This window comes from Acinetobacter sp. AOR12_HL (assembly GCF_027855275.1).
In the GTDB taxonomy this organism is placed as follows: Bacteria; Pseudomonadota; Gammaproteobacteria; order Pseudomonadales; family Moraxellaceae; genus Acinetobacter; species Acinetobacter baumannii.
Genome location: NZ_JAKTIJ010000005.1, coordinates 216,495 through 228,735, shown reverse-complemented (window position 1 = coordinate 228,735; position 12,241 = coordinate 216,495). Strand labels below are relative to the sequence as shown.

Below are 12,241 nucleotides of genomic sequence, written 5' to 3'. Positions count from 1 at the left end.
TTCAACCAGAGATATACTCATTGTTGAAGCACTCATTTTTTATATTTAGTATGACTGGCAACCGCCAGTCACAGCATCACAAAAAATCTAAAGCACCTAAAAGACACTTTAGATTTTTAAACCACAATTACTTTCGTAAAACTCACAACTGGCTTGCAATTTGGGCTAAACGGGTAATTTCAGCCCAATCTTGTGCAGCGACAACAGGTTTAGGCGTTAACCATGACCCACCTACACACACCACATTAGGTTGCTTTAAGAAATCTGGAGCTGTCTCTGCTGTAATTCCACCTGTTGGGCAGAAACGTAAGTTTGGAAATGGACCATAAAATGCTTTTAGCATCTCAACCCCACCTGCCTGTTGAGCAGGGAAAAACTTCACAATGTCGTAGCCCAACTCAATCGCTTGAATAAGATCACTCGGTGTCATTACGCCTGGTAAAAGAGGTAAACCTGCATCTTGTGCAGCCAAATGTAAGTCTTTGGTCAAACCAGGTGATACCCCAAATTTAGCACCAGCCTTTTTAGCTTGCGCGCAATGCTCAGGCTTAGTAATCGTTCCTACACCTACCACAATGTCATCTGCTAACTGAGATGCACGTTCAATGGCAGCAAGCCCAGCTGCTGTACGTAAAGTAATTTCCAGTACCTTTACACCACCAGCATGCAACGCACGTGATACATGTTCACCTTGTTCGGCAGAGTCAAAAGCCAACACCGGAATTACTGGACCTAATTTGACAACATCTTCAATCTTGCTCATTACTTTGTAATTCCTTTGTCTTAAATCTGCCCTTGTGGCTCTTCGCCAACAAGTGCACCAAACACAGATGCGCCATGTTCAGCAGGCGCTGCTGCCGCACGGAACACACCAAATAATTCACGGCCAAAACCAACTTCGTTTTCTGCCTGATGTTCTGGTTGAGCAACAGGACGTGACTGCCAAGTCTGCTCATCTAACTCAATATCAAGTACACCAGCTTCAGCATCAATAATTAACATATCCCCGGTTTGAACTTTGCCAATCGGGCCGTTCAATAACGCTTCTGGAGACAAATGAATGACTGCCGGTACTTTGCCTGAAGCACCAGACATACGGCCATCGGTTACTAATGCAACATGGAAGCCTTGATCTTGTAAAACACCCAACACAGGAGTCAAGCGGTGCAACTCAGGCATACCATTAGCACGCGCACCTTGGAAACGAACAACCGCAATAAAGTCTCGGTGCAATTCACCACGATCAAACGCTGCCTGTACCGCTTCTTGCGAGTCAAAAACAATTGCCGGTGCTTTCACTTTACGGTGCTCTGGAGCAACCGCAGAAATCTTGATAACACCACGGCCAAGGCGACCTTGCATTAAGCGCAATCCGCCATCTGGCTGAAACGGCGCATCAATGCTACGGAGTACTTTGTCATCAAGGCTTTGAACTACCCCGTCAACCCAAGTAAGCTTACCGTCAATCAATTTCGGTTCTTTGGTGTAATGCTGTAAACCTTTACCAGCGACGGTCGTCACATCGTTATGTAACAAACCAGCCTCAAGTAAGTTACGAATAAGGAATGCTACCCCACCCGCAGCTTGGAAATGGTTTACATCGGCCTTACCATTTGGATAGATTTTTGCGAGCAATGGAACAACAGCAGACAACTCATCAAAGTCATCCCAGTCAATTAAAATGCCAGCCGCACGCGCAATCGCAATAAGATGCAACGTATGGTTGGTTGAACCGCCTGTAGCCAATAGAGCCACAATGCCATTGATAATGGCTTTTTCATCAATAACATGGCCAATCGGCGTGTAGTTGCCTCGCTCGGCAGTTAAGTCAAGTACACGTTTAGCAGCTTCAGCAGTGAGCGCATCACGTAATGGGGTATGAGGATGAACAAATGCCGCACTTGGCAAATGTAAGCCCATCACTTCCATCAACATTTGGTTACTGTTCGCAGTACCATAGAATGTACATGTTCCTTGACCATGATAGGCAGCCGATTCAGCTTCAAGTAGGGCATCGCGTCCTACTTGACCTGTCGCGAATTGCTGGCGGATTTTAGCTTTATCATCATTCGACAAACCGCTACTCATTGGCCCCGCAGGTACAAAAATGGTTGGTAGATAACCAAACTGCAAAGCACCAATCAGCAAGCCCGGAACAATCTTATCGCATACCCCGAGACACAATGCGGCATCAAACATGTTATGGGAAAGTGCAATCGCAGTCCCCATCGCAATGGTTTCACGTGAAAATAGTGATAATTCCATACCGGCATTACCTTGAGTAATACCATCACACATTGCCGGTACACCGCCCGCAAACTGTGCAACACCACCATTTTCACGTGCAGCTGTTTTTATAATGTCAGGGAATGTTTTATATGGGGCATGTGCTGAAAGCATTTCATTATATGAAGACACAATGCCAATATTTGGTTCACGGCCAACTTTAATAATTAATTTTTCATTATCTTCCATGCCAGCAAAACCATGAGCCAGGTTGGCACATGAGAGTGCACCACGAGCTGGGAATTTGCCTTGGGCATGTTCAATACGTTGTAAATATGCAGAACGAGTTTTTTGGCTACGCGCAATTACACGTTCAGTAACTTTTGCCAATACTGGATTCGGCAAGTCCATGCTGGACGCTCCTGTACAACCGGATAAGCCGGAACATAAAAATAGACCAAATGATATATTTCATCATCATTTGATAAGGGGGAGGAACAATATTATTAAGGCAAAAAGCGACATGCAAGCCCTAGTCAACTTTACGGTAATACTCGAGCATCGGTATTAAATACAAATTATGTTTAAGTTTTAAACGAGAAGCTGGTTTTATTTTTGACTATATTTATTGGTAAATCTGCCTCTATTAACTATGAGAAAATTCTCATAATATCAAAGCAATAAATTATTCTTATAAATGTATTAATACCGACTTTTTTATACTAAGTTTTATATTAAAAATGTTTATGATTTATTCATTTTAACCTATATATAAACGATTAAAATTTAATTTCATTTACGTATATTATTTGTAATACTCCCCTCTAGTTTGATTAAAATAACAGCACTTCTTTTTTCTTAAAAAATTTATACCAAATATTTGAAAAATACATTAAATAGAAATCTACCTTTCATAAATATATACAAAAAACTGTTTAATTCTTCTACAAAAAAACAATAAATACAGTGGTTAAGCTTTATACTGAGCGAATATTAGTTATAAAAAATTTAATGGTCGATAGTGCTTAAGTCTAATGGGCTAAAGTCTATCTTGGACAGAAAAACAACACATGTTAAAACATCACAACCTGCTCTTAATGCATCACACAATTAATGCCTTTTGATCAGGAAGTTAGGAAAACTATTTTTATATCAGGACTTGGGTATTTCAACGTGGCTACATCAGTATTAGTTATTAATTGCGGTTCTTCATCTATTAAATACGCACTGGTTTCAGAGCGTCGTGAAGATCGTATTTACGGTTTAGCAGAAAACTTAGGGGCAGCTGATGCTCGTATTAAAGGGATTACTGTCGGTGGAGAACCGCTAGAGCTTTCAATTCCTTATGCTGACCACGCCAAAGCTTTAGAAACTTTACTTGCACGTCTTGCAAACTATAAACCTCAAGCAATCGGTCACCGTGTCGTACATGGTGGAAGCCTTACCAAAGCTGAATTACTCACCCCTGAAATTGTAGAACGTATTCGTGCAGCCACTCCGCTTGCACCGCTTCATAATCCTGCTCACTTAATCGGGATTGAAGCAACGATGCGCCTTTTCCCTGAATTACCTCAAGTTGCCGTATTTGACACCGCATTTCATCAAACTATGCCTGCACATGCATACCGTTATGCAATCCCTAAGTTTTTGTATACAGAACATAATGTTCGTCGCTATGGTTTCCACGGTACAAGCCATGCTTATGTGTCTGACCGCGGCAGTGAACTGGCAGGAAAATTCCAAAAAGGCGGTTGGTTAACAGCACACTTGGGCAATGGTAGCTCGACTTGTGCAGTGTGGAATGGACAAAGTGTTGATACTTCTATGGGCCTTACTCCACTTGAAGGTGTTGTAATGGGAACACGTAGTGGTGATGTCGATCCAAGCTTACACAGCTTCCTTGCTAAAAATCTTGGCTGGGACTTAGCAAAAATCGATAAAGTTTTAAATAACGAAAGTGGATTACTTGGCTTATCACAACTCTCTAACGATATGCGTACAGTGATTGAAGCTGCTGAAAATGGCAATGAGGATGCTTGCCTCGCGATTGAAGTATTTAGCTATCGCCTTGCAAAATCACTTGCTGCCCTAAGCTGTGGTTTACCAAGTATTGATGGCTTGATCTTTACAGGCGGTATTGGTGAGAACTCTGCTTATATTCGTGAGAAAACTCTAGCTTATTTACCTCATTTCGGTTTACAGCTCGATAAAGACCAGAACAACAATTTAAAACGTGGCACTGAAGGCCGTATAGATAGCGGCACAGGCCCACAAATCTGGGTGATTCCAACCGATGAAGAAGGCCGTATTGCCAAAGAAACTCGTCAGGTTGTAGAGGTTTCACAAAATACATCTCCTGAAGTTAGCCTTGCTTAATTACAGAAGTTAAAAAACGCTATTCATTTATTTATAGGTTTATATGAATACAATTTTATTAATTCCTACAGGTGAAGGGGTTGGTTTAACCTCTGCCTGCTTAGGTATGATTTATGCACTTGATTGTAATGGGATTAAAGCAGGCTTTTTAAAACCGTTCTCTCAGGTAGATCAAGAAAATTTAGACCGAACTACCTCTTTATTTGGTCATTTATTTCAAAGCAAAACTGTTCAATCCATTTCTCATGAAAAGCTAACCCAACGCATTGCGGCTGGTGAAATCGATGAGTTACTTGAAGAAGCAGTAAGTCTTCATCGCAGTATCGCAGCAGACAATAATGTGATTATTGTTGAAGGCTTATTACCAAATGGGCAAGACCATTTTGCCAGTGAACTTAATGCAAGCCTTGCTCAAGCGCTTGATGCTGAAGTGGTTTTAGTCAGTACAGCAGATATTCAAAACCCACGTAAAACAGCAGAGAAAGTTGAAGCTCACTTACGGCAGTTTGGTGGTGCAACCTCTAACCGAACAGCAGGCGTACTCTTTATGCGTACACGCGGGTTGTCGGAAGAAACAGCTCAAATACCTGTTGCATTTGACCCATCGTTACGTCCAACTGAAGACATCGCAAAATTTACGGCAGAATTGCAAAAATATAACCGCTACTTTGGATCAAGCGATTTACCAATTATTGGTCTAGTTCCGTTTAGTAATACCTTAAGTGTACCTAGAACATTAGATATCGCGAGCGTGATTGATGGCCAATGGGTAAATCAAGGCGAAGCAAAAACACGTCGTATTTTGCACTCAAGTTTAATTGCCTCAAGCATTGAATATGAACTGAATAAATTCATTGCTGGTGAACTGATCATTAGCGCCTCTGAACGTACCGATGTATTACTGGCAAGTAGTCTCGCCACCAGTAATGGTATTCCACTGGCAGGCTTGGTGTTGACTGAGCGTGAAGCTCCTGCTCCCAAGCTTTTAGAGTTTTGCCAAAGTGCAATTAAACAAGGGTTGCCAATTTTACATACCCATTTAAATACACTAGAAACTGCGCAGCGCCTATCCGATTTTGGTAATGAAATTCCAACCGATGACACTGAACGTGCCGAACAAGTGACCCGATTTGTTTCCAGTCACATAGATGTCGAATGGCTTAAACAGCATAGTAATAACGGTGCTACACCACGCCTTTCCCCTTCTGCATTCCGTCATGAACTGGTACAAAAATCGATTGCAGCTAAAAAACGGATTGTCCTTCCAGAAGGTGATGAGCCACGCACTATTGAAGCTGCTGCTATATGTCAGGCTCGTGGTATTGCGCATTGTATTTTGTTAGCAAAACCAGAAACTGTACATGACGTAGCAAAAGCACGTGGTATCGAGTTACCAGCCGGGTTAGAAATTATTGATCCAGATCAGATCCGTGACCAATATATTGCACCAATGGTTGAACTCCGCAAAGGCAAACTCAACGACCTACAAGCTAAAGAGCAATTACAAGATACTGTAGTTCTCGGCACCATGATGCTAGCTCTAGATCATGTGGATGGATTAGTTTCGGGGGCAGTTCATACAACCGCCAATACAGTGCGTCCAGCGTTCCAGCTGATTAAAACCGCACCAGCGTACTCACTGGTTTCATCCATTTTCTTTATGCTTTTACCGGATGAAGTCTATGTCTACGGTGACTGTGCAATTAACCCGGATCCTACAGCCGAACAGCTTGCCGAAATTGCGATTCAGTCTGCTGACTCTGCAAAAGCGTTTGGAATTGACCCACGTATTGCCATGATCAGCTACTCAACTGGTACATCTGGAACGGGTGCTGATGTTGAGAAAGTACAGCAAGCGACTCAAATTGCACAGCAACGTCGCCCTGATTTACTGATTGACGGTCCACTACAATACGATGCGGCTTCAGTTGAAAGTGTAGGACGCCAAAAGGCACCAGACTCACGCGTTGCCGGCCGTGCCAATGTGTTTATTTTCCCTGACTTAAATACAGGAAACACAACCTATAAAGCAGTACAACGTGCAGCAAATGTAGTTAGCGTTGGCCCAATGCTGCAAGGCCTAAATAAGCCAGTCAATGACTTGTCTCGTGGTGCTTTAGTAGATGACATCGTCTTTACTATCGCATTAACAGCCATTCAGGCCGAGCAACAAGCTGCTGCCAAATAATTAATATCATTTAATCTTTTCTACCTCTCGCCATTTGATATCCGCTCAAATGGCTTTTTTTATTTTTTAAAAATAAGCCGGATTCTAGGTTGTTCTTAATTTTAAATAACTTAGCCTTTGTGTTATTCGACTTTCGGTCAAAAGATCAACCAATCCCCCACAAGATTGTCTTTTTGTCATATAATTTAGCCCGCTAGCTAACAGCCCGCTCAAGAGATTTTTTGGTATGACAACGATTATCAAACAAGATGACTTGATTACATCAATCAAGGACGCCCTACAGTTTATTTCGTACTATCACCCGCAAGACTTTATCCAAGCGATGAGCCGTGCTTATGATCGCGAAGAAAACAAAGCTGCAAAGGATGCAATTGCACAGATTTTAATTAACTCTCGCATGTGTGCGGAAGGTCATCGTCCAATTTGCCAAGATACTGGTATTGTTAACGTTTTCCTTGAAGTGGGCTTAGATGTTAAATTTGATTTAACAATGAGCTTAGACGATGCAGTAAATGAAGGTGTTCGCCAAGGTTACCTTGAAAACAGCAACGTTCTTCGTGCATCTGTTCTTGCTGACCCTGCATTTGGTCGTAAAAATACAAAAGATAACACCCCTGCCGTTATTCACTACAAACTCGTACCAGGTAACAAAGTAGATATCACTGTTGCTGCTAAAGGTGGCGGTTCAGAAAACAAATCTAAACTTGCGATGCTTAACCCATCTGACTCGATTGTTGACTGGGTTCTTAAAACCGTTCCAACTATGGGTGCAGGCTGGTGTCCTCCTGGTATGCTCGGTATCGGTATTGGTGGTACTGCTGAAAAAGCCATGATGCTTGCGAAAGAAGCGCTCATGGAAGAAATCAACATGGACGAATTACTTCGCCGTGGACCAGAGAACAAAATCGAAGAACTTCGTATCGAAATCTTTGAAAAAGTAAACGCTCTTGGTATTGGTGCACAAGGTCTTGGCGGTTTAACGACTGTTCTTGACATTAAAATCAAAGACTACCCATGTCACGCTGCTGGCAAACCAGTAGGTATGATTCCTAACTGTGCTGCGACTCGTCACGCTCACTTCCAGCTTGATGGTTCAGGTGTAGCTCATATTCAAGCACCAAAACTTGAAGACTACCCATCTGTAACTTGGGATGCTTCACAATCTAAACGTGTAAACCTTGATACCATTACTCAAGAAGAAATGGATTCTTGGAAACCAGGCGACACATTACTTCTTAGCGGGACAATGTACACAGGTCGTGATGCTGCACATAAACGTATGGTTGAAATGATCGACAACGGTGAAGAGTTACCGGTTGATCTTAAAGGCAAGTTTATTTACTACGTTGGTCCTGTTGATCCGGTACGTGATGAAGTGGTTGGTCCTGCCGGTCCTACAACGGCTACACGTATGGACAAATTCACACGTAAAGTACTCGAGCATACCGGTCTATTCGGTATGATCGGTAAAGCTGATCGTGGTCCTACAGCAATTGAAGCAATCAAGGACAACAAAGCAACTTACCTTATGGCAGTTGGCGGTGCAGCTTACCTCGTATCTAAAGCTGTTCGCGAAGCTGAAGTGGTTGCATTTGCAGACTTGGGTATGGAAGCAATCTACAAATTTGTAGTGGAAGATATGCCTGTATCTGTTGCAGTTGATGTAAACGGTACATCAATTCACGCAGTAGCTCCAAAAATCTGGCAAGCGAAAATTGGTAAAATTCCAGTAATCGATGCCGCAGCTGGCTAATCAAGAAAAGCACCGGATTCGGTGCTTTTTTTATGCCTTTTAATATTTTTTTGAAATTGAAAAGAATTGTAACAATTGGTTCGCCAATCTGTGCTATTAATGAATACACCCACCCGCCCTACACTGCATATAGGTCATTTCATGACTATTCGCCCTATTCTTAAAAATCTTTCAATCAGTCTCTGTCTAAGCTGTATTACTACAAGCTTATTTGCTTCTCCTGCCAAGTTAAGTTCAGTGAAAGAACTCATGCAAATGAGCCAAATTGATTATCTATTGAAAGAATCAATCAATGAGTTAACGCCTTACTATGATCAACAAGCTGAACAGATCATTAGCAATATTACGGGCATCAAAACTTTAGGCCCGAAAGAAAAAGAGGCAGCGAAAAAGTTAGGCTTACTTTTAAAAGATTCGAGTAACCAGCTGATTAGCAGCCCTAAAACGACTCAAGCCTTACAAGATATTTATTTAAAAACGTATACCGAAGAAGAAATCCAAGCAAATTTAAAGTTTTTGAAAACCCCAGAAGGCCAATCAATTACCCGTAAAAATGTACAGATTATGGGGCAAATTTCAGAATATATGATGGAATTGGGACAGCAAACTTTTAATGACCCTAAAGCACGAGATCATATGCAAGAAGAAATGCTAAAAATTATTGCACCCTTAATGAAAGATAAAGAAAAGCCTTAACTTTTCTTTATCGACCTCAAATTGTTACCACGTTAAGAGATTCCACAATTTAAATGGTTTTATCAGATGTACATCTGACTTTTCATTATATTTAGCAGGTTTTAACTCTTGGGGTTTATGACGTATTTTTCCTGAAGCATCTTCAGCAACAAAATTATAGCTAGAAGATTTAAGCTCGGTAAATGCAATTTCTCTACGACCAATATTATCTTGCATTAACATAAATGGACCCGTGTGCTCACTACGGTCCATTTTATTTTCTTCATCATACTTCAAATAATAAGATGCTCCTGCATCTACCGTAATATCGATATATTTAGGTTCTTGAAAATGAATCCCCAACAAAGGGCGGCTTGCTGAAATACGGTAAGTTCCTGCTGGCAGTTCAATCCAGTAATAATGGTTATGCAATAAACTTGGAATTCGTTTTCCATTTACAAATAAATTGATGGCTGCAATTTCCTGACGATTCCATTTCGTGTCTGGCCGGTAAAGATAGACAACTGCTGCCTGCTCATTTTGGGGTTTAACTGGCGCAAATGTCTGACCTAACTTTTGATTTACCCATCCCCCTACAGTGAAGCCCCCTAAACGATATTGATCCAATAAACCGGGTTCTTTATCAACATCAACTTTAGGTAAAGTGGCGGTCAGCTCACCTGAATTCTTTTCTAAGTGTGATGAACTTTGGCAACCTGCAAGTAATGCGGCACAACTTAAAGCAATAATTAAATAACGCATGACATCCCTCAAAGCGTTTTCTTTTGATTTTTTCTATATCGCAAAACTATGCGTATTTTGTTTTTTTAGATTAACACCACCTACATGAATTGAAAACAAAAAAAGCATGAATCACCGAGGCAATTCATGCTTTTTAGATGAATGAAATCTAAGCAGACTTCGAATCAATTACTTTTAAATCTGCCTTGGCAACACTTTCATGTGTTACTGCTTCTTTAGGCTGACGTTCTGACTTGTAGACAGGTTCAGCTTCACCATTAATAACTGCTTCATTAATGAAAACTGTTCCTACATCTGTACGGCTTGGCAAGTCATACATCGTTTCAAGTAGAACATTTTCCAAAATCGAACGTAGGCCACGAGCTCCGGTATTACGCTCAAGCGCTCGCTTAGCCACTGCACGTAAAGCTGAATCTTCAAATACGAGGTCAACATTTTCCATATTGAACAGGTATTGATACTGACGAGTTAATGCATTTTTCGGTTCAGTCAAAATTTGCATTAATGCTTCTTCATCAAGCTCTTCAAGCGTTGCAATCACTGGTAAACGGCCAATGAATTCTGGAATTAAACCAAATTTAACTAAATCGGTTGGCTCAACTTGACGGAATAATTCAGCAAGTTTTTTGGTTTCATCTTTGTTTTTAACATCAGCCGTAAAGCCAATTCCACCTTTCTCTTGACGCTGTTGTACAATTTTTTCCAGTCCAGCAAATGCACCACCACAAATAAATAGGATATTTGAGGTATCAATTTGAATGAACTCTTGCTGCGGATGTTTACGTCCACCTTGTGGTGGAATTGAAGCTACAGTACCTTCAATCATCTTAAGCAAAGCTTGTTGTACACCTTCACCAGACACATCACGAGTAATCGATGGATTTTCAGATTTACGTGTAATCTTGTCGATTTCATCAATGTAGATAATGCCCTTTTGAGCTTTTTCTACATCGTAATCTGCTTTTTGCAAAAGCTTTTGTACGATATTTTCAACGTCTTCGCCAACATAACCCGCTTCAGTCAAAGTAGTCGCATCTGCCATTGCAAACGGCACATCTAACAAACGAGCCAATGTTTGAGCAAGTAATGTTTTACCTGAACCGGTAGGCCCAATCAGTAGAATGTTACTTTTAGCAATTTCCACATCTTTAGACACATGACCAGATTGCCCGACTTTCAAACGCTTATAATGGTTATAAACGGCAACAGATAATGTCTTTTTGGCAAGATCCTGACCAATTACATATTGATCAAGCGCAGCACGTATTTCATGTGGTTTTGGCAATGCCTTGCTCGCCCAGTCACCTGCTTCAACCTGTTGGCTGGTTTGTACAAGGTCTAAGCAGACATCTACACACTCATTACAAATATATGCGTCCTCGCCCGCAATCAGTTTCCCGACTTCAGACTGCGTTTTACCGCAAAATGAACAATGTTTTTGTCCTTGAGGATGTTCGGACATATTCTCTCCACAAATAGAATCTTAAATATGAGGGCAAGCGATAGGGTTAAATGACTATATGGAGGCGTTTTCCAACAACTCAAGCCACTTAATATTTTCCCTTATGGACGCTTACTTAATACCTGATCGACCAAGCCATATTCTTTTGCTGCTTGTGCAGTCATAAAGTTATCACGATCGGTATCACGAGCAATCGTGTCATAGTCTTGACCACTGTGTTCTGCCATCAAACGGTTCAAACGCTCTTTAATAAATAGAATTTCACGAGCATGAATTTCAATATCTGATGCTTGACCACGGAATCCACCTAATGGTTGGTGAATCATTACACGTGCATTTTCAAGGCAATAGCGTTTACCTTTAGCACCAGCATTTAATAAGAATGCGCCCATAGATGCAGCCTGCCCCATACAGTATGTCACTACATCAGGTTTAATAAATTGCATCGTGTCATAAATCGCCATACCAGCAGTGACCGAACCACCTGGCGAGTTAATATAAAGATGGATATCTTTATCTGGGTTTTCAGCTTCCAAGAACAACATTTGGGCAACAATCAAATTTGCCATGTTGTCTTCAACTTCACCAGTTAGAAAAATGACGCGCTCACGTAAAAGTCGTGAATAAATATCAAAAGAACGTTCGCCGCGAGAAGATTGTTCAACCACAACAGGAACTAAAGCATTTTCAATTGTTGGAACATACATACGTTATTTATTCCTAAATTTTTTGTGACTTAACCTATGGCAACAATATGCGGGATAATTTCTCAAATTGCAAAAGGTTCGCACTGAAATAT

Annotated in this window: 9 protein-coding genes; 4 read left to right on the top strand and 5 right to left on the bottom strand. The window is 41.1% G+C overall.

Annotated elements, in window-relative coordinates:
- Positions 1–142 precede the first annotated feature (142 nt).
- Positions 143–763, bottom strand: a complete 621-nt coding sequence (gene eda / locus MKL36_RS02145) for a bifunctional 4-hydroxy-2-oxoglutarate aldolase/2-dehydro-3-deoxy-phosphogluconate aldolase (RefSeq protein ID WP_000034283.1) — start codon at positions 761–763, stop codon at positions 143–145.
- Positions 764–783: 20 nt separating this feature from the next.
- A complete protein-coding gene (edd, locus tag MKL36_RS02140) occupies positions 784–2,637 on the bottom strand; it encodes a phosphogluconate dehydratase (RefSeq protein WP_000365488.1) in 1,854 nt (617 codons plus the stop codon).
- A 762-nt stretch (positions 2,638–3,399) separates the two neighbouring features.
- Here edd and MKL36_RS02135 point away from each other — a divergent pair.
- The 4 genes from MKL36_RS02135 to MKL36_RS02120 all read left to right on the top strand — a co-directional run bounded on the left by MKL36_RS02135 (position 3,400) and on the right by MKL36_RS02120 (position 9,239).
- A complete protein-coding gene (locus MKL36_RS02135; protein ID WP_000236000.1) occupies positions 3,400–4,602 on the top strand; it encodes an acetate/propionate family kinase in 1,203 nt (400 codons plus the stop codon).
- Positions 4,603–4,645: 43 nt separating this feature from the next.
- Positions 4,646–6,790: a phosphate acetyltransferase gene (gene pta, locus MKL36_RS02130; protein ID WP_086374127.1), complete on the top strand. Its 2,145-nt coding sequence runs from the start codon at positions 4,646–4,648 to the stop codon at positions 6,788–6,790.
- Positions 6,791–7,016: 226 nt separating this feature from the next.
- Positions 7,017–8,543 carry a fumarate hydratase gene (locus MKL36_RS02125; RefSeq protein WP_000207467.1) on the top strand — a complete coding sequence of 509 codons (1,527 nt, stop codon included), beginning with the start codon at positions 7,017–7,019 and terminating at the stop codon, positions 8,541–8,543.
- 141 nt (positions 8,544–8,684) lie between these two features.
- Positions 8,685–9,239 carry a DUF2059 domain-containing protein gene (locus MKL36_RS02120; RefSeq protein ID WP_079548066.1) on the top strand — a complete coding sequence of 185 codons (555 nt, stop codon included), beginning with the start codon at positions 8,685–8,687 and terminating at the stop codon, positions 9,237–9,239.
- A gap of 24 nt (positions 9,240–9,263) precedes the next feature.
- Here MKL36_RS02120 and MKL36_RS02115 read toward each other — a convergent pair whose 3' ends face one another.
- From MKL36_RS02115 to clpP, 3 genes are all read right to left on the bottom strand, one after another.
- Positions 9,264–9,980, bottom strand: coding sequence for a DUF2846 domain-containing protein (locus MKL36_RS02115; protein WP_086374128.1), 717 nt, complete (start codon positions 9,978–9,980; stop codon positions 9,264–9,266).
- A 148-nt stretch (positions 9,981–10,128) separates the two neighbouring features.
- The gene (gene clpX, locus MKL36_RS02110; RefSeq protein ID WP_001289250.1) at positions 10,129–11,442 is read right to left on the bottom strand and encodes an ATP-dependent Clp protease ATP-binding subunit ClpX; all 1,314 of its coding nucleotides are present in this window, start codon (positions 11,440–11,442) and stop codon (positions 10,129–10,131) included.
- A 101-nt stretch (positions 11,443–11,543) separates the two neighbouring features.
- Positions 11,544–12,149: an ATP-dependent Clp endopeptidase proteolytic subunit ClpP gene (gene clpP / locus MKL36_RS02105; RefSeq protein ID WP_000289452.1), complete on the bottom strand. Its 606-nt coding sequence runs from the start codon at positions 12,147–12,149 to the stop codon at positions 11,544–11,546.
- Positions 12,150–12,241: the final 92 nt, after the last annotated feature.